19 protein-coding genes and 4 pseudogenes are annotated in these 25,990 nt (G+C 44.0%); 5 read left to right on the forward strand and 18 right to left on the reverse strand.

The features are described 5' to 3' along the window. Window positions 1-22 precede the first annotated feature (22 nt). The 8 genes and pseudogenes from PAV_RS37695 to PAV_RS18290 all read right to left on the reverse strand — a co-directional run. Window positions 23-157: pseudogene (locus PAV_RS37695) on the reverse strand (polymorphic toxin type 17 domain-containing protein); the annotation flags it as partial. Next, window positions 148-3,879 (reverse strand): RHS repeat-associated core domain-containing protein, encoded by a 3,732-nt coding sequence (locus PAV_RS18260; protein ID WP_040736136.1) that lies wholly within the window; start codon window positions 3,877-3,879, stop codon window positions 148-150. The gene PAV_RS18260 and the pseudogene PAV_RS37695, both read right to left, overlap by 10 nt. A 437-nt stretch (window positions 3,880-4,316) precedes the next feature. After that, window positions 4,317-4,568, reverse strand: coding sequence for a type II toxin-antitoxin system HicB family antitoxin (locus PAV_RS18265; protein ID WP_005548848.1), 252 nt, complete (start codon window positions 4,566-4,568; stop codon window positions 4,317-4,319). Between the two features lie 25 nt (window positions 4,569-4,593). Then, window positions 4,594-4,974 carry a type II toxin-antitoxin system HicA family toxin gene (locus PAV_RS36335; protein WP_005548850.1) on the reverse strand — a complete coding sequence of 127 codons (381 nt, stop codon included), beginning with the start codon at window positions 4,972-4,974 and terminating at the stop codon, window positions 4,594-4,596. 627 nt (window positions 4,975-5,601) lie between these two features. Next, the gene (locus PAV_RS18275) at window positions 5,602-5,949 is read right to left on the reverse strand and encodes a DUF3969 family protein (protein ID WP_005548851.1); all 348 of its coding nucleotides are present in this window, start codon (window positions 5,947-5,949) and stop codon (window positions 5,602-5,604) included. Window positions 5,950-6,235: 286 nt separating this feature from the next. Next, window positions 6,236-6,628, reverse strand: a pseudogene (locus tag PAV_RS37700) (polymorphic toxin-type HINT domain-containing protein); the annotation flags it as partial. Window positions 6,629-6,679: 51 nt separating this feature from the next. Further along, window positions 6,680-7,917 (reverse strand): annotated as a pseudogene (locus PAV_RS18285) (IS110 family RNA-guided transposase). A gap of 121 nt (window positions 7,918-8,038) precedes the next feature. Continuing rightward, window positions 8,039-8,816, reverse strand: a pseudogene (locus PAV_RS18290) (recombinase family protein). Window positions 8,817-8,967: 151 nt separating this feature from the next. On the opposite strand from PAV_RS18290, the gene PAV_RS18295 reads away from it, so the two are divergent. Then, window positions 8,968-9,174, forward strand: a complete 207-nt coding sequence (locus PAV_RS18295; RefSeq protein WP_005548856.1) for a helix-turn-helix domain-containing protein — start codon at window positions 8,968-8,970, stop codon at window positions 9,172-9,174. Between the two features lie 420 nt (window positions 9,175-9,594). Here PAV_RS18295 and PAV_RS18300 read toward each other — a convergent pair whose 3' ends face one another. The 7 genes from PAV_RS18300 to PAV_RS34250 form a co-directional block, all read right to left on the reverse strand. Further along, window positions 9,595-10,206: a helix-turn-helix domain-containing protein gene (locus PAV_RS18300; protein ID WP_005548858.1), complete on the reverse strand. Its 612-nt coding sequence runs from the start codon at window positions 10,204-10,206 to the stop codon at window positions 9,595-9,597. A gap of 545 nt (window positions 10,207-10,751) precedes the next feature. Beyond that, entirely contained in the window at window positions 10,752-11,258 is a 507-nt protein-coding gene (locus tag PAV_RS18305; protein WP_005548860.1) for a hypothetical protein, read from the reverse strand. A gap of 15 nt (window positions 11,259-11,273) precedes the next feature. Further along, on the reverse strand, window positions 11,274-16,577 hold the full coding sequence (locus PAV_RS18310) for a polymorphic toxin-type HINT domain-containing protein (RefSeq protein ID WP_005548862.1): 5,304 nt from the start codon (window positions 16,575-16,577) through the stop codon (window positions 11,274-11,276). Window positions 16,578-16,604: 27 nt separating this feature from the next. Next, window positions 16,605-17,207, reverse strand: coding sequence for a carbohydrate binding domain-containing protein (locus PAV_RS18315; RefSeq protein ID WP_040736138.1), 603 nt, complete (start codon window positions 17,205-17,207; stop codon window positions 16,605-16,607). A 117-nt stretch (window positions 17,208-17,324) separates the two neighbouring features. After that, on the reverse strand, window positions 17,325-17,774 hold the full coding sequence (locus tag PAV_RS18320; protein ID WP_005548866.1) for a hypothetical protein: 450 nt from the start codon (window positions 17,772-17,774) through the stop codon (window positions 17,325-17,327). A gap of 118 nt (window positions 17,775-17,892) precedes the next feature. Further along, window positions 17,893-18,930 carry a GBS Bsp-like repeat-containing protein gene (locus PAV_RS18325; RefSeq protein WP_238555866.1) on the reverse strand — a complete coding sequence of 346 codons (1,038 nt, stop codon included), beginning with the start codon at window positions 18,928-18,930 and terminating at the stop codon, window positions 17,893-17,895. Between the two features lie 55 nt (window positions 18,931-18,985). Continuing rightward, window positions 18,986-19,324, reverse strand: coding sequence for an RHS repeat domain-containing protein (locus PAV_RS34250; RefSeq protein ID WP_040736139.1), 339 nt, complete (start codon window positions 19,322-19,324; stop codon window positions 18,986-18,988). 211 nt (window positions 19,325-19,535) lie between these two features. Between PAV_RS34250 and PAV_RS18335 the strand changes: the two genes are divergently transcribed. Next, entirely contained in the window at window positions 19,536-21,194 is a 1,659-nt protein-coding gene (locus PAV_RS18335; RefSeq protein ID WP_005548869.1) for a hypothetical protein, read from the forward strand. A 269-nt stretch (window positions 21,195-21,463) separates the two neighbouring features. On the opposite strand, the gene PAV_RS18340 is transcribed toward PAV_RS18335, so the two are convergent. Both PAV_RS18340 and PAV_RS18345 read right to left on the reverse strand, forming a co-directional pair. Next, entirely contained in the window at window positions 21,464-22,342 is an 879-nt protein-coding gene (locus PAV_RS18340; RefSeq protein ID WP_005548870.1) for an ABC transporter substrate-binding protein, read from the reverse strand. Window positions 22,343-22,648: 306 nt separating this feature from the next. Then, a complete protein-coding gene (locus PAV_RS18345) occupies window positions 22,649-23,194 on the reverse strand; it encodes a hypothetical protein (protein ID WP_005548871.1) in 546 nt (181 codons plus the stop codon). Window positions 23,195-23,401: 207 nt separating this feature from the next. Between PAV_RS18345 and PAV_RS18350 the strand changes: the two genes are divergently transcribed. From PAV_RS18350 to PAV_RS37335, 3 genes are read left to right on the forward strand one after another with little or no spacing between them, the layout of a single operon-like run. Further along, the gene (locus tag PAV_RS18350) at window positions 23,402-24,316 is read left to right on the forward strand and encodes a polysaccharide deacetylase family protein (protein ID WP_005548872.1); all 915 of its coding nucleotides are present in this window, start codon (window positions 23,402-23,404) and stop codon (window positions 24,314-24,316) included. 28 nt (window positions 24,317-24,344) lie between these two features. Next, window positions 24,345-25,043, forward strand: a complete 699-nt coding sequence (locus PAV_RS37330; RefSeq protein ID WP_005548873.1) for an MFS transporter — start codon at window positions 24,345-24,347, stop codon at window positions 25,041-25,043. A 23-nt stretch (window positions 25,044-25,066) separates the two neighbouring features. Beyond that, the gene (locus tag PAV_RS37335) at window positions 25,067-25,633 is read left to right on the forward strand and encodes an MFS transporter (RefSeq protein WP_338010910.1); all 567 of its coding nucleotides are present in this window, start codon (window positions 25,067-25,069) and stop codon (window positions 25,631-25,633) included. 32 nt (window positions 25,634-25,665) lie between these two features. Here the strand turns inward: PAV_RS37335 and PAV_RS18360 are convergent, their stop codons facing one another. After that, window positions 25,666-25,983, reverse strand: a complete 318-nt coding sequence (locus PAV_RS18360; RefSeq protein ID WP_005548875.1) for a MazG nucleotide pyrophosphohydrolase domain-containing protein — start codon at window positions 25,981-25,983, stop codon at window positions 25,666-25,668. Window positions 25,984-25,990 lie beyond the last annotated feature (7 nt).

The raw sequence follows: 25,990 nt of genomic DNA on the forward strand, positions 1-25,990 counted from the left end.
TCAATCCTATTTCTCCCTTTTCCTAATGTGATAGATATCCATCAGGTCTAATGTTTACATACGATACTCCGTTTTTGATGTTAGCAAGTTTTCCCCATACCTTAACACCTTGTTTGGATAGAACAACATCCCACTCTTTAGTAAATTTCAAAGAAGGATCACCATGATATGGCCCCTCCCTCCACTCATTTCCAAACCTATCAACGTAATAGTTTTTACCATCACTTCCTTTTTAGTTATAACACCTTTCTTTTTATCTGGGATAAAACGTAACGGACCATTAGCTGGCAAATCTTTGCTTTTAATGCTTTTTCTAAGCGATTCAGAAACTTTGGAATGTTCTTGATAATTGTCCCATGACTTATTTGCTTGGCTGAGAGCATAAGTTCCTACTCCTGCTTGATAAGTCCCTACAATCGCAGCTCCTACAGCCACTGGTCCACCTACTACACAACCAGCACCTGTCGCACATACCATGCTACTGCCAGCAGCCGTTCCCGCAGATACCGCAGCACCTATTGCAGCAATCACTGAAGTTGTTGAGAATCCTAGATATTGACCTAGCCAATAATCCTCTTCTTCCCCAACTCTCGGTCCATTTTCCCAAAGAGCACTTAAACCAAATGATACTGCTTCGCTTCCCGCCTCATTAAATCCTTGTAGTATATCTATCCAGGCATGTCCACTGGGATCCATAAACCTCAACGGATTATTTACCACATACGTATACAAATTCAAACTCAGCGGATTCTTGATACCCCCTTCATACGTATCCTCATTAATAAACCGCCCGATACTTGGATCATACCATCTTGCGCGCAAATATTGCAGATTCGTCGCTGCATCCCAGTATTCGCCCGAGTAGCGGAAAATGTTCGGGACTCGCTCCTCTTGTACCAATGGATTGCCCCAGATATCGTACGTATAGCGGTTCAGTACATTGCCTTGTGCATCCCGAATCTCAGTAATGTCGCCGTGCCCGTTGGATACGTAGTACTGCATGCCTTGTCCTGGAACTTGTCGTGCCAATAGCTTGCCGTTCGAATCATGGACATAGGATGCGGTAATGGTGATGCTGCCGTTGCCTTCTACTTTTCCTTCTGCTACGATCTTCGCTCTGTCGTCATAGTAGTAACGGGTCTTTACGCCGTCTTCGGTGCGTTCTACCATCAGGTTATCGCCGTTGTAGCGGTAGCTGACGGCTTTGCCGTCTTCCGTCGTTACTTGGGTCAGACGGTTGCGGCTATCGTACGCATAGCTGGCTCCCTTGATGTTCGGTACCTGATCGCTTTGCAGGGTGCTGCGGTTGTCTCGCTGATCGTATGCATATGCTTCATTGAACTGGCTTGAGGTCTTGATCCGGTTCAGCGGATCGTAGCTGAATTGATACGCTGCTCCGTTGTCGTTTTTCGCTACAATGTTGCGGTTGTTATCATAGGTGTAGCTGTAGCTTCCAAGCGGCGCATCTCCTTGCTTCTGCTGAATGCCTGCTAGATTCAAGCCATCATACGCATAGTTCTCCAAGAATCCTTGCGTCGATTTCAACTCTACCAAACGATTATATGAGCCGTCGTACTTGTATTCAAATTGCGTGAGCTGCGAGCCGCTGCCATCTAAGACGGCCATACTTGTTGGGTTCGGCAGGATGTTAGTATGGCTTATTCGCTGCGTGATCTTATAGCCCCCAGCCGCAACGGTCTGTTCCGTGCGCAGCCCCCTGACTTCATAATCGTAATTGATTCTGGTCTGATCCGGATAGATAATCGATGCCAGTTCACCTGTTGGATAGTAGGCATAGGCTGTCGTGCCCGTCTGATCCGTCATTGCCGTCCGCTTGCCCGTTGCGTCGTAGCTGTACGAAATTCTCTCATCCGGAGCAGTGGTGGCAGTCAGGAGATTACGGTTATTGTATTCGTATTGTTGAACCTGCCCTTTTCGGTCGATGCTTTTAATCACGTTTCCATTGCCGTTATAGTAGAAGCGTTTGCTTTGCTTGTTCGGATCGATCTGCTGCAGCAGTCGGCCGATTTCGTCATACCGTTTCTCAACCGTATTTCCGTCCGCATACTTGACTTCGACCATATCCCCCGATAGGTTATACCGATAGCGCGTCGTCTTTCCTTCAGCATCCGTAACGGCGATCAGGCGGCCTAGTCCATCATACTCGTATTTTGTCGCATTGTGATTGCCGTCGTAGGCAGTCTGAACATTCCCCGCCAAGTCATATTCGTACCGTGCGGCTACCACGGCTCGACCAGATGGTTTGATTTCTTCTTTGGCAATCAAGCGATCCATTACATCGTACGTCTCGCGGATTCCATTATTGCTGCCGTCGAAAGTCGTCTTCGTGTTGGCGGCATCGTCGTAGATGGTTCGGTTTTGACCATAGATGAAGTTTTCTTTCGTTACGCGTCCCCAAGCATCATATTCATACTCCATCCAATTGCCGTCAAAGGTTCCTTTTCGAATCATATGACCATAGCGATCATAGGTATGATTGGCTACCCCGCCACGGCCATTTGTTTCTTTGATTAAATTCCCCAATGGGTCGAACCACTTTTCGATTTGCTGACCATTCGGAAACGTAATCGTAATTTTGTTTGCTGCATCATCGTAAGCTACGGCGGTATGTGTACCGTCCGCATAGATTTCCGCAATCATCCGTCCCAGCTTATCATGCGCATACGTCGTTTCATTTCCGTTGCCATCGATGTATTTCGTCGGATCTCCTGTCAATGTGTTATACTCCATTCGGGATACGAGGCTGTCCGATGCTCCGTCGACATTCGTAACATTCACCGATTGCTTGTTCAAAAACATTCTTCCATATTCTTGCTGGACAACAGTATCCCGGGAGTCACCTTTGATCCGTATCGTGATCGGGTTCCCCATCGAATCATATTCATAATTCAACTGCTGCACGACAGTCCCTTGATCACTCTTGGATTGAACTTGCAGCAGTCCGCCAGTACTTCGATCATACTGATATTCCGTATTCAGGTTCATGCTTTGCCCTGTAGGGACAACGCTGCGGATAAGCCCCTTCTGCTTATTCGGAGATTCCAGCCGCCCATACTCATAATGGCTTGTCGCGCCTAATGGGTTCCTTTCAGAAACGATGTATCCCCAATTTTCCTTATCATACGTTCTAGTCGTAATTCGAGGTGCCGAGCTTCTCCCCTCGCTGCTTCGAACCTCTTCAATTCGAATGGGGTTCGGGTTTCTCATTCCCTTATCATATTGATATCGGACAGTTCGGGCTTCATTCCCACGATCCGTACGCGTCCTCGTTTCTTCCAAATATAGACTCGATGGGGCGTCACTCCCATTATATCGTTTGTCATACACATAGGTCGTTGTTTTCAGACCTTCCGTTACGTCCACCGAGAAAGAGTTATCTTGGAACTTCTCCCCTACATCACCGTTATTGAACGTGAAAACCAACTCATTTTGATGCGTTCCGGAGGTCGAACTATAGGAGTCCCGACGCGTTTTATAGCGAATCGTTTCCTCTTCCGCATACTCCCCGATTTTGCGGAATACCGGAGTATCGAATGCAAACCGGGTAATCGCTTTCGTTGGATGCTCGATTACGCTTAAAGCGATGGTATCGTTTCTCCCCCATTTCATTCTCATTAAATCGGATTGTCCATCCTTGCGAAAATCTTTATAAGCCCTGGCAAAGTTGAAGTAAAGGTCTTTCCACACGCTGTAATCGTATTTGGTGGATCGTCCCATCGGATCGATGACTTCCGTCAGCAGATCTTGTTCCAGGACGGATTCTCCTTTAATAGAGGTCACTCTTTGCTTTTTATAGACAACTGTCCGACCTCCGCTTTCCACGACAATTGTATTATCGGGATTATACGTAAAAATCATAGCATTGGCACCGGTTCTCGAACTGTTTGACGTCACTACTATACCTAGTACCGTACCGTGATATATGAATTGAATATAATTCCCGTCTTTATCCTTTATTAGAATTAAGTCGCCCACGGCATTAAAATATTGCCGTACCCCTGTTTTATAGTCTCTGAATAACAAAAAATACGGGAGAAAACGAAGATAAGGTAATTAGAGTAAAACATGATGGCATCTGATGATTATAAGGTTTTATGAGAGATAAAAATGGACGTAGAGGGGGATATTTTTCAATTCATGATATGTACGCACAACCATATTAGAAAAATATCATATGAGGTTGATAAGGGTTAGGTTCTTTTGGGACATGCCGCCCGATTCATTCGGCACTGGGTAGCACCAACCAAGAAAAAACCTTGACAGGCATGAAAGCCAGTCAAGGTCATTTATATTTCTTACAATTGGATTTCTATCAAAAACACTTGTTCCGAAGGTTTTAATATCGAAGGATGTATCTGTGTTGCTTTTGGAATATTCTCTTCACTCATATCTTCCAAATAAAGCATAACGGCTTCTTTTGCCTTCAGAGATGCTTCTTCTGTTGTATATCCGCATGTAATACATCCTGGTAAATCTGGAAAAGTAACGTTAATTCCGTCATCAGCATAATCAAATATTGCATAATATTTATATATTTTATGTTCCATATGCTCTCCTTTATTTGTAACCTGCTTACTTCTGAATACTGTTAAGAGTACCAACAGGTAGACCCTTATTTCCATGAACAGGAACAATTACAACTTCTCCATTTGGTCCATTTAATTTTACATGGCTACCTTTTTGACTTACAACATCAAACCCGTCTTTTTTCAGGAATTTCACTACATCTTTTCCACTCATAGAGCCTGATGGAAACTTATTTTTTGAAAACATCTGCAAATCCAATTTTAATAAATACTCTGTAGTCTGATCAACACTTTTCTTACCCATTGTCTTTGCAGCTAACTTAGCTACACCTTTGTAGGCAAGTGCAAAAGTACCATCAAAAACATAAAATAGTGGATCATCTAGTAATGGTACTTCTTTAGCATTACCATACGTGTACAAATTCAAACTTAAAGGACTTCCTATGTCCCCTTCATACGTATCCTAGTTAATAAAGCGTACTTCAATAAAAAGAACGGTTACTTTTTTCCAATTACCGCCCAACATTATTATATCAACTTGCTTGTTTAATGGGTAATTATGGAATCGTGTAAACTGTTTTGGTCTTCATTAAGCAATAGATGACGTTTACCAGTTTACGCATAATACATACAATAGCTTGCTGCTTATTCTTTCCTGCCGCCATTATTTTTTGTGTTACTCCACACCCTAATAGTCGGACTATGTATCTTCAAAGTTGCTATATTCCTCGCCCTCTCTATCAGTTTGGGAGGACTGTTCATTGCAATTTTATTTACAGCATCAATACATTTCGGAAAAACTGTGAAAAAACGAAGGTAAGGTTTTTTCATCAAAACATGGTGGTATCTGATGATTTCGGAGTTATGACAATGAAGGAGGTTTGTCATAAAGAGGGATATTTTTCAACACTTATATGTGCACACAACCGTATTAGAAAAATATCATACGGGGTTGATGAGGATTAGGTTCTTTCGGGACATGCCGCCCGATTCATTCGGCACTGGGTGGGGCATAAAAAAGAACTTGAGGATTTCCGCCCCCAAGTTCTTTGAGTTATTCATCAAATTTGTTGAGCCAATACCTTGGCTCCTCCGCTGAACTAGATATGGATTTAAGTAAAGCTATTGTTTCTTTCTTTTTCAATGTAATTGAATCTTTTAGCTTTTCGGGGGCGATATCATGTATATCTTCCAACATGCAGCACTCTTCAAACAACTCGACTATTGCCTTATTTGCATCATTTTCATTTAGAAGCTGTGCTACATAAGGTCGGTATAGATAGTTATATGCATCTTCAAAAGTTACCGCCCCTTCAAGTAAAGAATCGAGCATTCCGAGATTTAATATACATAAAAACTTTTGGATTTCTTCTGATTGCTCCAAGTTAATTTGTAAATTCAATATATCACTCCTTTATCAAGGCATTTGACTTGACTTGTTACTCCATCCACTTTTAGTTTTTACATTAAACACTTGACTAGATTGACTTTGGAAATAGTGGATAGATATTTTTTCCGTTTGCATCCACACCATCCTTGTAAATCTTGTACCAAGTGCCAGATTCAACTCCTCGTAATTCTTCAAGTAACTCTGTATTGTTAACCTTGTTCTTCACCGTTCCATTTTTAGCACCTGAAAAACCTTTTGGGTATAGTGGCGCTTCCTTAATGGATTTGTATACATTTTGCAACGCACAGTTATGAACCCAAATACCAAGGTTGGATACAAAGTAAGAATGGAAATCTGCAACTTCAAAGTTATATACTGTTGCTTTTCGCGGCTCTTTTTCAATCTTATCTATCGCTAGTTTAGTACCGATATTCGAAACAAGCAAGTCGCCAACCTTCAAGTCTTTAACAAACGTCCATCCCTTACCATCCAACCAAAACGGATGCTCACCCGTAACCTCGATGATTTCATCCCCGATGTGGACGTAATAAATTTCGTCAGCTTGTTTTTGGAACAACCCCACGACCTCTTTATACGCCACTTCTCCTGTTTCGTCAGACTTGGCAAGTACTTTATCCCCTACCTCGATTTCCTCGATAGGTTTCTCCCCTTCGTTAGTTATAAACTTAGTTCAGGGAATAAAGAAGGTGGCAACTGTTTTTCCGCTACCACCATTGTATCATTAGCTTGCCGCCCGTTCAGGTAAAGCGGTAAGACGGTATTCGGTTTTGTTCTTTATCATGCTGTAAAGGATGTTTACTAGCTTTCGCATGATGCAGATTATTGCTTGCTTCTTCTTTTTGCCTTCGTTGAGCCGCTTTTCATAATAAGCATGGAATAAAGGATTGAGCGGCTTCTTAGAGTTTCTAGCGGTCTGAACTTGTCTGACTGCTAATCCCCATAGTATCTTATTTAACGCTCGATTTCCCTGCCTTTGGTTGCGGTCTTTGCCTCTGCCGCCGCTACTCATTTGGCTTGGCGTAAGCCCTGCGTACTTGGCTAGCTTGTCAGCACTGGTAAAACGGGCAATGTCTCCGACTTCCGCCACGATTGCCGAAGCAGTCACGTCATCAATGCCCGTAAACGTGTTCAGCTTGAATTCAAGTTTCTGCATGATGTCTCGAATATGATTCTCCACATCGCTCATTTCACGATGAACGTCACGAATTTGGTTCACATGGCTTTGGACTAGGAAATCCCGATGCTCCTGACCGTTCCGCTTCGTATTCCCGTCAGTTTGAACGCCTTCTATGATGAGGGCTGCTTTCTTGGTAGAGCAGACATTATTGCTATTCTTACGAAGAAACAGCGTAAGGTCTTCTAGTGTGACCCCCTCAAGCAAATATGGGGAAGGATACTCATGCCAAAAGGCTAGAGCTGTTCTCCCGTCCACCTCGGAGAAGAACTTGCTGTAACTTGGATAATTGTAGCTTAATTGCGTGTGAAGCTGATTCTTGAGCATGACCAGGGTATCCCGTAAGCTGTAACGCCGCATCACAAGCTGTTTCAGAATCCAGTAATCGTCTTGTGGGTGCGCGTTTGGCAACCTGTCCAGTTCATCAAGCAACAGCTTGGCAATGTTCTCTGCATCCCAACTATCATGCTTCTCCGTCATGGCATAGCTTTTACGCTTCCAGTTGGAAAGAGCGGCATTGACCTCTTTGACTAGGAAATGATTCTCGACAAGGTAAACGGCTAATGACCTTCCATAGCCGCCCACATCCTCAAGTCCGAATACAACTGTCATGCCTTCCTGAACATGCTTCTTGACCTACTTACCACCGCAGGGAAAGCCGATGGCTTGTTCTCAATTTCAATGACCTCTAGCTTCTCATTCCAACAGTTAATGACAACAGCGGTATGCGTCCGCTTATGTAAATCAACGCCTACATAAATAAACTGTTCCTTGCGATGTCTCATGGTGAGTATCCCCTTGGCCGCTTATAGCGATTAGGGAAAAAGAATAGCCGCATCGTCTGTTTAGTATTCTCCCGAAGGGATACATTGAAGGGTAAGCGTGTCCATTCTTCCTCTATAATCGCTATAAGATGGCTTGATGTAATCCTGTTGCGGTAATGCCGCCATATTGATACTGACCTTCATAAAGTGCTTTACGGTCAAGTATCCGTTTGACTTGTACTTTCGTGAACTGCTTGCCTTGTTGTGTAGTAAAGCCTTCTTGGTTCAGTTGAAATGCGATTTCCGATAAAGACCAATTCGGGTTCTGTTCCCGTATGTCAAAGAGCCTTTTTACTGCCTGGGCTTGCTTATCGTTCACTTCAATTGCTTTCTGTCCTTTACGGGCTATGTAGCCAAATGCCACCCGTCCACCTGCGTAGCCGCCCTCTTGGGCTTTCTTGTTGCGTCCTCTGCCTAGCTTTAGGGCGATTTCTAGCCGCTGATACTGGTCGAGCAATTCCATAAGTCCATTGATTAGGAAATCGCTTGGGTCTTTCTTATGGATGGAATAAGTCGGTTGCTCGATGCTTTTCACATCTACGCCGTACTTCTTGAACTCCCGATGAACCAATACTTTCACGATGTCAGACCGCCATAAACGGCTTGTATTCAGGACAACAACAGCATCATAGTCTCCGGGTAGCTAGGGCGGCTAACATGCTCTGAAAGCCGATTCTGTCCACTTCAAGAGCATTCTCATCCACCTTCGCTCCACTAATGCCTTCATCCGTAAAGATGTCCTGCAAGTTCCATCCTTGCTCCTGACAATAGGAGCGGATTTCATCTTGTTGGTACGCTAAACTGTAACTGTCTTTGTCTTGTCCACTTGTTGAAACTCTGACGTAACCGATGACATTCATGCTGTTTCCTCCCCCTCCGTTACGATAATCACAATTTCCGTTACGTTACAACGTCACACAACTGTTATATGACGTTACAGCGTCACACGCAATGTGTTTTATCGTAAATCATGAATATAGTGGTTCATATACCGTTGGGGGAAAGTATGCTATGAAAATCAAGATTAGATTGCAGGAACTGTTAGACGAACGAAATATTTCTCAACGTCAACTTGCACTTATGGTCGATATGCGTCCCGGCATAATAAATGCTCTTTGCAGGGGAACAACGGATAGAATTTACATCAGCACCCTTGAGCAGATATGTAAAGCCTTGAACGTACACATCCATGAGTTAATTGACATGGAAGATAAATAGTGCCGCCCCTCAGAGCCATTAGGAGAGACGCCCAACGTGACGGAAGGAATCGACGACGGAACTCTATCTCTGACTCTTGAGTAAAGTATCCGTAAAGTTATCCGCCCGTCTTTACTAATCCCCAAAAGAATCTAGAATCCCCCTGAAATGCAGACCGCCGCTCGGTGTGTCTGCTGTTTCTTTTTCAAGTGATTCTTAGCTTGATTCTTCTTTAATTGAATCTTGTTAATGATTATTATTAGTGAGACTCTTTGACGGTCTACAACAGACTTTATGTCTGCCTTTCAGACTCTCAGTCTTGCATAACCGACTCTGCGTCAAATCCGTAGACACATTGTCTACAGCCCCTGTTTTCTAGCCATCAACAGACTGTATGGCGGTTATCAGGACAGAGAGTTTGATGAGACAACAGACTCGACATTATTGACCGTTCATATCGGGCGGAAAGCGTAATGCCGACTCCGATTTTAGGAACTGAGCATAGCTGTCGAGAATTTCCTTTTCAGCGTTTTTGTCCATTGGCAAGCGTCTTTCATGAAGTCTTTGAAGTCTAGCGATAAACGCCTTGTACTCATCACGCTTCACTATCCCTTGAACCCATAGCGTCAACTCTCTTTCATTGACCTGCTTCCGTGCACTACCGATAAACTCATGGGTCTTTTCGCTCATCAGCAAATACGGGTGGCAATGGAGATAGTTCGGCAGGTAATACGTATTGTTCTTGCCCTGACTGACGAGTATCATCTTCTTGCTAGCCAGTTCCGTAATATGACGCTCTACGGTTTTTGAACTGCTATTGACATTTCGGGCAATCGCTTCGATGGTCGGATAGCAAAGGTTCTTATCGCTCATATAAGCGATGAGGTCAATGAGAATCAGCTTCTCATACGGACTCAGACCGTAGCACCGATGAATTTTATGCGGCACTTTGGTAAAGCCCTTGTGCTGTGACGTGAATTGGCTTTCCTGACTTACCTCGTCCATGTAGGTATTAGTGGCTTTGTTGCTCTTTATCAACCATAGGTCATTCATTTTCGTTGCCCCCTATTGAATGTTCCGCCCAATGGCGGTCATGAAGCAGGGAAGGCGGCTAGTCTGAAACGCCTCCTTACCTGTATATGTCAACTGCTCGTCAGCAGATTTCTTCCTTGCGCTGTAACAATCGCAAGAATGGTGAGTTATGTTGCGGTCAAAATTAAAATTCTTTATTTAGCCCCTCCTACTCTTAATAGTGGCGGTATCTATCCTAAAAGATGCGCCTTCCTTCTCACCCTCTCTATCGGAACAGATACTTTACCGTTGCAATTCATTTTAAAAAAACCGTGAGAAAGCGAAGATAACAAAAAACAGGTCAGTCATGGTGGTATCTGACCATAATCGACCTGTCCAACGTAACGGAATACCGTTATTTAGGGTATAAAATTCAAGCATTTATGTGCGTACAGACATATTAGAGGAATATTATACGGGGATGATGAGGGTTAAGTTCTTTTGAACGTAGCCGCCCGATTCATTCGGCACTGGGTAGGGGTAAAAGAAAGACCTTGAGGTTTATATCCTCAAGGCCTTTAGCAAACTTAAACTTCAATTACTACTTCGTCAATCTTTGTGCCATCAGCAAGGTTCTCATTCCAAAACTTCCTTTGTTCTGCCCCACCGATGTTTATACCATAATAAAAAGATGGGTCAATAAACAATTCTTGTCCATTATCCAGGTTCAATTGAAGGCTGTTGCAGACAATTTGATTATTGTCACTAGACTCCCTACCGTTAATAACGAAACTCTTCACAGTATTTTTGGCAGACATCGAGTCAGTCAATATTATTTGACTTACCGACGTCTTGCACGGCAACATATCCTCGTCAATTTCAAATTGATATCGAATCGAATCAACTATCCTCACACTTAGTTTTGAGTATTGGTTAATTGATTCAAGTTCAATATACTTCTCACCCACTTCGAAATAATAGTAACGCATATCCGGACAAAAATCCGCTACTCCATCTTCAATATCTACAAAACCAAGCAAGTAAATATCTTGAATTGAGCCGCTCTTAAAGATATCAACAAGTTCTTCGAGCATATAATCTCTCCTTCATTAAGGGACAAACTGAATGTTTAAGTCCATACCCTTACCAGATTCTAGTAGAGTAACAAACTCTCCATTTGGTTTAGTAGCAACTGTCATACCATTGCCTCTATAAATATTTAACACTTCACCATCTTTTTTCAAAGTTCCCTTACCCACAAACGATACTGTTCCATCGTCAATTATTTTGCCAATATCACTCAAGAATGCATCGCCGTGTGTCTTATATTTAGGGTACTTTGTTCCAAGAGCATTCTCTAAAATGCCCTTATGTCGAATAAAGTGGTCTTTGAAGTTCTTGCCTGCGGTGATAATAGTACAATTATGCACCCAAATCCCAAGGTTAGATACAAAGTAAGAATGATACCCGTCGACCATGAAATTGTAAACCGTTGTTTGTCGCGGCGCTTTCTCAATCTTATCTATTGCCAGTTTAGTACCATCACTTGAGACAAGCAAATCTCCAACCTTTAGGTCTTGTACGAGAGTCCACCCTTTTTCATCAAGCCAAAATGGATGTAATCCAGTTGTTTCGATGACTTCATCACCGATATGGACGTAATAAACTTCATCTGCCTGCTTTTGGAACAGCTTTACGACCTCTCTGTATTCCACTTCTCCGGTTGCATCGGACTTGGAAAGAACCTTATCTCCGACTTCAATGTCTTCGATATTCTTCTCCCCTTCGTCTGTTAATACCTTTGTCCCTGCTGTAAAACAATTACACTTTGCAAGTGATTTCGCTGCTTTACTAACCTTAGATCCAACTTTACCTGCTTTTAATACTTTTCCCCAAGGCAGAAATGATGCTACAGTCAGGGCTTTTTCATTCAGAGAGCCATCAGGATTTAAAAGCGTATTTACATCATCCAGTATTAAAAAGTTGGCTCCTTCAACTAACAATGTTTTACCTGCTTCGGCCTGTGCTTTTAGAATCGTTTCGCAATGCCCCGGACTCGCTGCACACGTCATTGCAGGTGTTGGTGCCATCGGTATCCCAATATGTCCACTCGGATCTACGTATTTCAATGGATTATTCTTTACATACGTATACAAATTCAAACTCAGCGGATTCTTGATATCCCCTTCATACGTATCCTCATTAATAAACCGTCCTACACTTGGATCATACCATCTTGCGCGCAAATATTGCAGATTCGTTGCTGCATCCCAGTATTCGCCCGAGTAGCGGAAAATGTTCGGGACTCGCTCCTCCTGCACCAATGGATTGCCCCAGATATCGTACGTATAGCGGTTCAGTACATTGCCTTGTGCATCCCGAATCTCAGTAATGTCGCCGTGCCCGTTGGATACGTAGTACTGCATGCCTTGTCCTGGAACTTGTCGTGCCAATAGCTTGCCGTTCGAATCATGGACATAGGATGCGGTAATGGTGATGCTGCCGTTGCCTTCTACTTTTCCTTCTGCTACGATCTTCGCTCTATCGTCATAGTAGTAACGGGTCGTTACGCCGCCTTCGGTGCGTTCTACCATCAGGTTATCGCCGTTGTAGCGGTAGCTGACGGCTTTGCCGTCTTCCGTCGTTACTTGGGTCAGGCGGTTGCGGCTGTCGTACGCATAGCTGGCTCCCTTGATGTTCGGTACCTGATCGCTTTGCAGGGTGCTGCGGTTATCCCGTTGATCGTACGCATATGCTTCATTGAACTGGCTTGAGGTCTTAATCCGATTCAATGGATCGTAGCTGAATTGATACGCTGCTCCGTTGTCGTTTTTCGCTACAATGTTGCGGTTGTTATCATAGGTGTAGCTGTAGCTTCTAAGCGGCGCATCTCCTTGCTTCTGCTGAATGCCTGCTAGATTCAAGCCATCATACGCATAGTTCTCCAAGAATCCTTGCGCCGATTTCAACTCTACCAAACGATTATATGAGCCGTCGTACTTGTATTCAAATTGCGTGAGCTGCGAGCCGCTGCCATCTAAGACGGCCATACTTGTTGGGTTCGGCAGGATGTTAGTATGGCTTATTCGCTGCGTGATCTTATAGCCCCCGGCCGCAACGGTCTGTTCCGTGCGCAGCCCCCTGACTTCATAATCGTAATTGATTCTGGTCTGATCCGGATAAGTGATCGATGCCAGTTCACCTGTTGGATAGTAGGCATAAGCTGTCGTTCCCGTCTGATCCGTCATTGCCGTCCGCTTGCCCGTTACGTCGTAGCTGTACGAAATTCTCTCGTCCGGAGCAATGACCGCAGTCAGGAAATTGCGGTTATTGTACTCGAACTGTTGGATTTGGCCTTTTCTGTCTATGCTTTTTACGACATTACTATTAGCATCATAGTAGAAGCGTTTGCTTTGCTTGTTCGGATCGATCTGCTGCAGCAGTCGGCCGATTTCATCATACCGTTTCTCAACCGTATTTCCGTCCGCATACTTGACTTCGACCATATCCCCCGATAGGTTATACCGATAGCGCGTCGTCTTTCCTTCAGCATCCGTAACGGCGATCAGGCGGCCTAGTCCATCATACTCGTATTTTGTCGCATTGTGATTGCCGTCGTAGGCAGTCTGAACATTCCCCGCCAAGTCATATTCGTACCGTGCGGCTACCACGGCTCGACCAGATGGTTTGATTTCTTCTTTGGCAATCAAGCGATCCATTACATCGTACGTCTCGCGGATTCCATTATTGCTGCCGTCGAAAGTCGTCTTCGTGTTGGCGGCATCGTCGTAGATGGTTCGGTTTTGACCATAGATGAAGTTTTCTTTCGTTACGCGTCCCCAAGCATCATATTCATACTCCATCCAATTGCCGTCAAAGGTTCCTTTTCGAATCATATGACCATAGCGATCATAGGTATGATTGGCCACCCCACCACGGCCATTTGTTTCTTTGATTAAATTCCCCAATGGGTCGAACCACTTTTCGATTTGCTGTCCGTTCGGGTACGTAATCGTTATTTTGTTTGCTGCATCATCGTATGCTACGGCGGTCTGTGTGCCGTCCGCATAGATTTCCGCAATCATCCGTCCCAGCTTATCATGCGTATACGTCGTTTCATTTCCGTTGCCATCGATGTATTTCGTCGGATCTCCTGTCAATGTGTTATACTCCATTCGGGATACGAGGCTGTCCGATGCTCCGTCGACATTCGTAACATTCACCGATTGCTTGTTCAAAAACATTCTTCCATATTCTTGCTGGACAACAGTATCCCGGGAGTCGCCTTTGATCCGTATCGTGATCGGGTTCCCCATCGAATCATATTCATAATTCAACTGCTGCACGACAGTTCCTTGATCACTCTTGGATTGAACTTGCAGCAGTCCGCCAGTACTTCGATCATACTGATATTCCGTATTCAAGTTCATGCTTTGCCCTGTAGGGACAACGCTGCGGATAAGCCCCTTCTGCTTATTCGGAGATTCCAGCCGCCCATACTCATAATGGCTTGTCGCGCCTAATGGATTCCTTTCAGAAACGATGTATCCCCAATTTTCCTTATCATACGTTCTGGTCGTAATTCGAGGTGCCGAGTTTCTCCCCTCGCTGCTTCGAACCTCTTCAATTCGAATGGGGTTCGGGTTTCTCATTCCCTTGTCATATTGATATCGGACAGTTCGGGCTTCATTCCCACGATCCGTACGCGTCCTCGTTTCTTCCAAATATAGACTCGATGGGGCGTCACTCCCATTATATCGTTTGTCATATACATAGGTCGTTGTTTTCAGACCGTCCGTTACGTCCACCGAGAAAGAGTTATCTTGGAACTTCTCCCCTACATCACCGTTATTGAACGTGAAAACCAACTCATTTTGATGCGTTCCGGAGGTCGAACTATAGGAGTCCCGACGCGTTTTATAGCGAATCGTTTCCTCTTCCGCATACTCCCCGATTTTACGGAATACCGGAGTATCGAATGCAAACCGGGTAATTGCTTTCGTTGGATGCTCGATTACGCTTAAAGCGATGGTATCGTTTCTCCCCCATTTCATTCTCATTAAATCGGATTGTCCATCCTTGCGAAAATCTTTATAAGCCCTGGCAAAGTTGAAGTAAAGGTCTTTCCACACGCTGTAATCGTATTTGGTGGATCGTCCCATCGGATCGATGACTTCCGTCAGCAGATCTTGTTCCAGGACGGATTCTCCTTTAATAGAGGTCACTCTTTGCTTTTTATAGACAACTGTCCGACCTCCGCTTTCCACGACAATTGTATTATCGGGATTATACGTAAAAATCATAGCATTGGCACCGGTTCTTGAACTGTTTGACGTCACTACTATACCTAGTTCTGTACCGTGATAGATAAATTGAATATAATTCCCGTCTTTATCCTTTATTAGAATTAAGTCGCCCACGGCATTAAAATATTGCCGTACCCCTGTTTTATAATTGGCAAGCTCATACGCAGACTTTTCATTTCCTATCTTTACATTCTCTGATTCGGAAAAGTTCAGATCATGAAAAGGATACCCCACAATGTTAGATCCATCTATTCGGTAAGTGCCCAAGCCGGAAATATAAAGGTACATCTGTCCGTCTACTCTTTTGAAATAGGAGATATCCCAAATCCACCCTTTTCCGAGCTTGAATCTGCCTTCTTCATCGGTTGAATGTTTCGTGATATTCTCCTTATAACTTTCCGGGTTGAAAGTAATATCGTTCTTGGCTCGAGAGCTGTCGTATACGCGTCGCAGCGCAAAATCTAAACCGTTGTATCCAGGCATGACCAGATCCGTTGTCTCCACGCGCAAGGAAGCGTCCACGGTCGAAATATGGTCGCTTTCCGAACCGACCGCATACGGAGCTTGATCCAAGCGAATCGGTGCACGCTGCAGCGCGACCTTGTCGTATGGACTATCGTCGCTTAGCGATCTCTTCGCTCGACGCAGGGTGTTGTATACTAGATCGGTAACCGATAATGGATCTTCTCCTCCATATACTTGATCCGTCACAGAGGTGGGGCCATATACGGCAGCAGTTACACTTGCATTATGAGCATGTAGGGGATCCGTAACTAGCGAGGGGTACTGCTGTTCCATAAATTGCTCATACGATCCGCCCTGCTTTTGAAGAAGCAGCCCTTGATAAATATGATGAAGCTGGTAGCCTTTCACGATTTCATTGACTACCCAATCCCTTGCTACGCCAAACATTTCCGTAATCGAGGTGACGGTGATTAGCTCATCTGAGTCCGATAAGGTTTCATTTGCGCCGTATACGCTAGAGGTGACGGTTCTATTGGATGTTTGGTTCGCAGACTTAGGAGAGTCTTGTGCTGATGTAATAGGTATACTTGTGAACAATAGCGTACATGCAAGAATCATTGACAACCATTTTTTCAAGGCCATTTCCTCCTACTTCATTTTTTGTTGAATCTATATTCTTTTTAATTTCGGATTTGCAATGTATACCTTTCCTTTTCCACTTGTTCCGGTCTCACTTAGATGGAAATGTATCCGCACCAAAGTCGCATTCGGAGGAGGAATAAATTGTCCCTGCAATCTCGTCCAGTCTATAGGTTTATTAACATGGGCAGGTGTATCCGCTCCAACTAATCTATAATGTTGATCAAAATAATGTAGAGCAAATGATAACGATGCATGGTTAAGTTCTTCAATCTTCACATCTGCTGAGAGATCATAATGTACCCCTGGAACAATAGGTATATCTTGATAGAAATTAATGCCTCCACCTGGCATCTTTCTTGCATCAATGAATTGTGAAGATTGCCCCTGCTTCGGCGCTACATCGACGCTAGATACATTTCCTTCGCTTCCTTCAGATTTCCATACCGACCATCCAGCCGAAGTCGATTCTTTTGCTTTGATTTCTTGAAAGGACGAATTATACAACAGATCAGTCGCGGCGCCTTGAATCATTTTCAGTGCGTCTACATAGATTGTTCCGTAACCATTTTCAGCAGATTCCTGCAAGTGGAAATGAATTCTCGCAATTGCTGCTCCTTTCGGTGGCGTCAATTCCCCCGTAAATGTAAACCAACTAGCTGGAGTTCCATATGTAAAAAGGGGTCTCTGCGCCAACCAGATTGTAATTTGGATCAAAATAATGAATGGCTACATAAAAGTCTGCGTTTTTCATTCGATTAACAATCTACCACTTACACTATATGTTTGGTTTGGAGTCACTTGAACATCTTGATAGATATTCATTGCGCCACTCGGAATTTTCTGAGCATCGATTTTTTGCGCGTATTGCCCGGATGATATCGAACTCTGAGTTATAAGATAGGTTCCAACGGCTCCTTCTGACTTCCAATACTTCCACCCTGATGCAACTTCCCCATCTCCGACTACCTCAAAGTCTCCATTCCTTAATAAATTATGATCTACAATTCTCCTAACCACGTTTCCATTCTTATCATAGATAAACTTCACATGCTTCCCGTTGGATTCATTTACGGAATCCAAGTGATTAGAAGCGTTATACATATATTCTTGTGAGGATAAAGCTTGGGCACTATGCGGAAACAGCAATATACCAACGCCTAGCACATAAAAAAGTGACAATATGCATTTACTCTTCATCATAAACCTCCTTGTCATATCGTTAATACACGTAGATTAAATTTGAATTGATGGCTGGTGTTTTGTATATTTCGCTTTCAATCTCAATGGATGTAATGCCCGATTCCAGTTAAATTTTTCAATCCATTACCTGAACATGCACCCATGCTACGGCCATCATATTTCCGTATTGATCAACCGTATAGACATGCGTAATGTATGTACCTGATTCATTATTATGTTTACTGAAAGGAATTTGGATTTTCCATACACCCGGCTTTACTTTTTCCCCTTTCATCCATGGATGTTCAAGATCATCTTGTCCATTGTGATCCGTCCATGTTGGAAATCTGACTTCATTGATGCTAGTAGGAACTCCTTCTACAAAAATTTCATATGAACCATCGCTTTTCTTCACCTCTTGCGGAGCTCTAAGTTGAACGTTGTTACCGCGAACCGTAACGATAAAACCATCTACAAATTTCCCATCCGCATAGATATGGGTAATATAGCTGCCCGCCTCCTGATTATGCTCACTATAAAGTACAGTTGCTTTCCATACTCCATTCGCTACTTTACTTCCCTCAATCCATTTCAAGTCATCCTGATCATGAAGAGCTGTCCACGTTGGGAACTGAACCTTCTGCGTATTCTGATCCAGACCATAAATGGCAATATCGTAGGACACACTAGATAGATTCGTCTCGATTGGATACTGAGTTCCACCTGTCACATTTACCTCTGCCGCGCCAAGCATCATGTTGTTTCCATATTTGTCAAAGCTATAAATATGTGTGATATACTTTCCTGTCTCATAATTATGCTTCTTGAATGGAATCGTTATTTTCCATGTACCGTTCCCTTGATTGACTCCTCTAATCCAAGGTTGTTCCAGATCGTCTTGGCCATTTGCCTCTGTCCAAGTCGGAAACCTAACCTCATTCACATTGGAGCCTACACCATCAATGTAAATATCATAAGACTCGTCCTTCAATGACGCTTTTTCTGGACTGCGCACTTTCACGTTAAAGCCCACATTCACGATTGTCGATGCAACCATACGATCCCCATCATAAATATGAGTAATATAAGAGCCTGTTTCCATACCGTGATTTTTGAAAAAAACAGTCGCTTTCCATACTCCATTAGACACCTTCGTTCCCTTGATCCAATCAATATCATCTTGACCATTACGATCAGTCCAAGTAGGGAAATATACCTGTTCAGCATTACTACGTCCCTCTTATATAGATCTCATAGGATAGAGCCGACAAATTGATTGTTGGCTGTGCTGTCTGGCTCCCTTTTTTTCGATTGATTTGATTTCCGTTAGAATCATAGATATAAGACATATAAGTGCCATCTGCTTGAAAAGCAGCGATCAATCTTCCGTCAGCATCGTATATGTAATCGTTTTTCTTTGCATCTGTAGACAAGTTAATAAACACTTGCTGCGATTCCTTTTGCCCTTCTTGAGCAAGTGCTTTGTCCCCGTAAATCAAGTTTGTCCCAATCATAAAAACAATCATTATAGTGATGCTTATGAACAGCTTCTTTACATCCTTCACCATTACCATGTACCCCTGCCTTATCTATGTTTCCTTTTTCTATATTTACTATATCTGCTGACCTATGCTACTTTACAGACATTAATTTACATATATAAGAACAAACGGGTATTATTTGGGCGTGTTTTGTAACATCATTGTTCTTTTTATCACCTTATAGAAATGTTTCCGTGTATACTATGTTCATATAGTCACTCACGGAGGTATAAATCGAATGAAAAAACTGATCGGCCTATTTCTTTTGCTTTTTGGATTGGCCCCTGCCATAAATACGTCCGCTTTTTCTGCAGGGATAACAGAATATGAATATAACGGGAATAACAACTTAGTGAAAACGACTTCTAACGATACACAAACAAAATATGAGTATGATAAGAATGGAAATATGATCGGTCGGAAAATAAATAAAAATGCTGTATCGATTCCTAAGAATCTAGTACGCAACTCTTATTTCAAGGAAACAATGGAAACCGGGGATGCGAAAGATTGGAGAACAGAAACATGGGGAGCAGCAAGCAGCAGCTTTTCTATTGTAAAGTCCGGAAACAACAACTTACAAAAAATAACTGGCGAGGGTATCATCAACAACGGTATGGTCGGCGTTAGTCAAATCATTGACGTCGCCGCAGACAGAGAATTCGTTACAAATGCTACATTAACAGTAGAGCAGTTGAATCATGCGAAAGTCCAATTGTATATAGACTTCATTGGTGCTGACGGCAGCTATGTTGGAGCCAATGTTACAGAGTGGGAACACCCTACAAATGGTGGATTCATCACGCTATCAAATCATGGTCGCGTTCCTGCTTCAGCAAAAAAAGCAATTGTTTACGCCCTTCTTCGTGCAACCAATGACCAGGGTTCAGGAATCATCAATGTAAGTTCCATCCGACTTGCATACAGCTCTGATCACAATCTAGTATCGAATCCATCATTCCAATCTGAGCTTGGTTCTGAACTAGCAGATGATTGGAGAAAGACGGTATGGAGCACAGGCAAATCTCACTTCGAAACTGCTCGGCTCGAGAGCAATCATGTCCAAAAAATTACTGCATCAGAAATGGGAGTCAATGACCTGGTTGCCGTTACCCAAACGATAAAAGTGGAGAAAAATCGAGATTTTACGATTAGCGGATTATTCCAAGTCGAGCAATTGAAAGGCAGTAAAGTTCAATTATATTTGGACTTTATGGATGCCAAAGGCCAATATATAGGCGCCAGTATCACAGAGTATGAATATCCAACAAATGGACATTTTATCGTTCTTTCAAATTCAGGCACTACTCCTGCAAATGCAGAGAAGGTAGTCGTTCATGCAATCATTCGAGGTTTGACAAACCAGTCTTCCGGCAGCATGTATGTAGATTCCATTAACCTTCAATATTCAAGTGAACGAAATTTATTATCCAATCCCGAATTTATGGTTTATCCAGACCAAGATGAAGCGGGAGATGCCTGGAATAAGGGCGGTTGGTTGCATGAGCATAGTAATTATCAAATCAAACGTAGCAATCAACAGCATATGCAAAGTATTTCGGGATCTGGAATTCAAACTAATGGCGCACTAACCATCTTTCAAAATGTGAAGGTCGATCCAACAAGGAATTTTGAAGTAAGTGGAGGCATTCATGTAAAGCACCTAGAGCGTGCAAAAGTGCAATTGTATATCGATTTTATGGATGCTAATAACCAATTTATCGGGGCCAACATTACAGAACACTCTCAACCTACTACAGATTTTGTAACGTTGCGAAATAATGGGCAAATTCCTCAAGGGGCCGTACGCGCTCTTGTACACGTAATTATAAGAGGACTCGATAATCAAGCTTCTGGCAGTATAGATATTAAAAAGCTAGTATTCAAATACAATTAGCGATATTCTTTACCTACAAAAAGAGAAGTCCAGCCTAAATTGCTAGACTTCTCTCTCGGTACTCCATCCACTTTCTAATTAGATTTTCGTTGATTTTTAACGTTTCCATTAAATCCCTTTATTTCTTTATTACGACTTAGACTGAAGTAATCTTGGCAGCTCATCAAGGAGCCATTCTCGAGACGTCGCATCGCTCCCCGCTTTGTTGATATCGAATTCGTATACGTGTCCGTTCTTCACTGCAGGGAGCTGAGTCCAAACCTTGCTCTTCAGAAGCTCGTCCAAATCTTTTTTGCAGATGCATCGATCGGCTTTAATATGAAGATCCGGTCTCCAGCATACTCAGGCAGCTTTTCCAGCGAAATCTCCATAAACCCAGTGCCGTTTCTTACTATGTCCTGGACTAGTGAAACAGGCTTAAAGCCCAACTCTCCGTATAATAACTGAGGCAACCCAGCCGACACCATCACGAACAAACGATTGCCGGGATACATGGTGATTACAGATGCAGTCTCTTCTGGCTTAACACCTTGTTCCCGAATCTTGTTCCACATTGCTTTTTCTTTCTTTGTATAACGCTCCAGCCATTGTTCGGCCTCCTTTTCCTTGCCAAACAATTCGCCTAATACGCGCATTCGATCTGGAAGAGATGCGAAAGAATCGAAAGTAACCGTTGGAGCGATCTTCGATACTTGGGTATATACCGTTTCGTCGTTGTTGGCGATAATGATGAGGTCAGGATCAACTTCTACCGCCTTCTCGACACTGAAAGGAAATCCGATATCTGTGGATCCTGACAACCGATTCTCGTAAGTGGTACCAAGTATACTTTTATGTAAAATTCCAACAGGTGTAATCCCAAGCGCCAGAAGGTCTCCAGTCGTTTCCCCATGGTAGATAATACGCTGCGGATGTGCAGACACTTCTACTGTATGACCGGTCCAATCCGTGAACGGACGGGTTGCGGCTTGATTGCTTAAGACAGTTGCTTGCTCAGTACTATGTGTTGTTGTTGTGGATGCATTGCTTGGCGCAGTTTGTTCTGATCCTATCGGTACGCTTCCCCCACCGCATGACGTCAATAATGATGCTATAACGGTCGATACCAATGTCAACTGTCCTATACGATTCCATTTGAATATAGTCACGTATACTTCCCTCCTATTTTCAATTCGATATTGATAATGATTATCATTATTGTAATGGTAAGTATAAACAAACACTCTCTGCACCGCAATGGAGAAATTAATATTTTTATGACTTTTATGTGTGATGGTATCCAAACTTCTTGAAACTAAAAGGTCGAGTTGAAGGGATCCCCCTAACTCGACCTTTTTTAACTTCTGAATCGACTCACAATAGAAACCATCTATTTATGGGTAAAATCCAAAATGAAGGTTATATGGATTATATACATTATTCTCTTACCTCACTTGGAACTATTAGCTGCTCTGCTAAACCAGCTCCCTCAGCCAATATTCGAGGAACTCCCGAATTCGCTCATTATTCTCGTATTGCAATACCCGCCGGTACATCCAACGAACTCTTTCTTTAAGCGATCGATCCCGCTGTGCACATAAACCAAGCAAGTCGATGCAGTGCAGCCGTTCCGCCCCTCGCCCGTATTCCAGCAAATGAGCATAGAGAGCAGTACCGCGGGCAATTTCACGCATGCATGTTTCAGCGACGCGGGCATTTCCATTCTCTTTCTCACTATCAGCCGGCTCGCCTGAAGCAATGAGAACCAATAGCTCCAGCATGAAGGGGCGTGCAGCATCCGTTGTCCGCTGAATCATGCTTAACAGACAAATGACGGTTGGCACAGCCGCCTCATAAAGCGAGCCCTGTACAACTACGGTCATTTCGATCAGTGAACTGGCTTGCTCCGCTTCAGCAATCGTAGACGCATCCTGCAGCTGAAGAAGAACTTCTGGCAGCCGTTCCGTCGCTTCCGCTCCTCGATACGTCGTCCAAGGTATTCGAATGATATCCCATGCCATTGTCCAGCCCTCCTTCCAGGATGCATCTTCGCCTATGATTAACATATTAGAGCTACTCCAAAATCAGAAGCAGCTCTCCATATTGAACAATATGGCTTCATGAATAATATCCGTACGCAAGTTACCTCAGACTCTCGAATATATTAAGATGCATACGATATACCGGTTGGGCGCACCAATCCAATTACTCGGGTGGAGGCGATGGACATGAATGTAATGAAGGCATTGGGATATGAGGCAAACGATCGATTGCTGATTATCAATGCTGACGATTTTGGCATGTGCCATGCCACGAATATGGGCATCATGCAGCTTCTCGAGGAGGGCTCCATTTGCTCTGCCTCCATTATGATGCCATGCGGATGGGCCAAGGAGGCTGCTCGGTGGAGCGCCGCTCATCCTGAACTGGACATTGGCGTGCATCTCACCTTTACAAGTGAGTGGGAAGGTTACAAATGGTCAGCAATGAATCGTTCGCGCGATATTTCCACACTGTTAACCGAGGAAGGTTACCTCCCTGATAATTGCCTGACAATCGAGCGCATGGCCGATCCCGAGCAGGTTCGCTGTGAAATGATTAGCCAAATCGAAGCAGCAAGGCGGCTCGGCATCAATATTACCCATGCTGACAATCATATGGGAAGTCTGTATGGACTTGCGTCAGGGAGGGACTTCCTTGATGTTGTGTTTGATGTGTGTGCAGCATACGGCCTTCCGTTCCGCATGCCAAGACGAATCGGAGGCATGAAGCTAAGTTCAGAAATGGAGCGCATGGCCAAGAGCCGAATTGAACTGGCAGATGCCAAGGGGATTGTCATTCTTGATACGCTCCTCGGACTTCCTTATGAGTGGATTCCTGGGGAGACGTATGCGCAGGTCAAAGCCAAGGCGGAAGCGCTCCTCCGAGGATTGCTGCCAGGGATTACTGAAATATTCCTCCATCCTTCTCTTGTATCTGATGAATTGAAAGCCATTACCCCGCATTGGGAGAAGCGCGGCATGGAGTGGCGGTTATTCCGTGATTCTGACATTCGCCGCGTAATTGCCGAAGAAGGTATTCAGCTTATTCGCTGGAGAGACTTGCGCGATGTACAGCGTGGACTGCTGCCGCCGCTTGCATAGCAGCAGCTTTAAAAGGAGCGTGGAGCAAATGAATAGGCAAATCGCACCGATTCGCAAAGCCGCCTTCGCTTCGGGAAATATATCGGCAAATATAATGGCGCAAATGTTCGCTGCTTATATTGTGTACTATTACGTCGATATTCTTGGAGTACGTCCAAGTCTTATCGGAATCGCGATGGTCATACACGGGCTAGTCGGCGCCTTGCTCAATCCGCTGTTCGGCTACGTATCCGACCGATTCCGCACGAGATGGGGCCGGAGGATCCCTTACATGGCATTCGGCACGCTGCCACTCGCAGCCGTATTCACCCTAATTTGGTTCCCCCTTGCTTCAGGCGATGGATTGTTTTGGTATTTTATCGTGCTTGTTCTGCTGTACGATATTCTGTACGTTCTTGTCATTTTGAACTACTCTGCATTATTTCCGGAAATGTTCGTAACGATGAGGGAAAGAGCGACTGCTTCCTCGTGGAAGCAAATGTTCGGCATATTGGGCATGATTGCAGGGGTAGCAGCGCCTCCGCTTGTGTACACGGAATATGGATGGGGCGCAATGGGGGTTACTTTTGGAATCGTATCGGCTGTATTTCTAGCGGTAATGATCTGGGGTTCGAAGGAAAATGAGCGGGCATCTGCGCGCACAATTGGATTATGGGAGGCAATTGTATATACGTTCTCTAACCGTTCCTTTGTCACCTATGTGCTCGGCGGTTTTTTGTACAACTGACCTTTGCCCTTCTAACCGCAGCTATCCCATTCTTCACGAAATATGCGCTGCACGCAAATGAAAGCGCCAACACCATCATGCTCGGGCTTGTTTTTGTTACTGCAATTCCATTTGTTTACGTATGGGCGTATTGGACAAAACGTTACGGGCCACGCAAAACCATGATTGCAGCCATCCTATGCTACATGTTCGCCCTTGCCCCGCTTATGCTCGTCTCTACGGAAGCAGGCGCATATATTGCGGGCGCGATCATTGGGTTCAGCCTTGCTGGGCTCATCATCCTGCTCGACATCCTGCTTTCCGAGGTCATCGACGAAGATGAGCGCACGACGGGGGCTCGACGCGAAGGTATGTATTTCGGCATGAACGGATTCATTATCCGATTTGGCGTCTCCCTGCAAGCCATCATTATGAGCACGGTGCTCGAATCCAGCGGCTATATAGCCAATAGCGCTCATCAACCTGACGCAGCCATTTTCGGGATCAGGCTCATGCTGGCAGGTATCCCAATCGTCGCACTCGTATTCGCCATCATTTGCTTTATTGTGTATCCAATTCGGAACGTTCCAGAGCGGAACAATGAACCATGAATATCTTCTGCTTCATCCATCTATAAATTTCATTATCCGCCGAATCGTTTCGTCAGCTTGTCCATATGCGCCTGTGCAATTTCACTCAGGTCAATATCATACTTCTCCGACAGGACAATGACATTTGCCAGCACGTCACCAAGCTCTTCCACCAGCTCTTGACGCAATTCATCCTTGCTTCGTTCGCCCTCGTCCGGACGGTCGCGGCCAATTTCCAGCGCTCGAACAACACGGGCTACCTCACCGACTTCCTCCATCAGGAAGCCGACGCGAATAAACGGATTGTACTGCGACCATTCCCGTTCCTGATAAAATTGCTGCACCCATTGTTGAAATGGCTTCATCTCCATCGTAAAT

Source organism: Paenibacillus alvei DSM 29 (genome assembly GCF_000293805.1).
In the GTDB taxonomy this organism is placed as follows: Bacteria; Bacillota; Bacilli; order Paenibacillales; family Paenibacillaceae; genus Paenibacillus_B; species Paenibacillus_B alvei.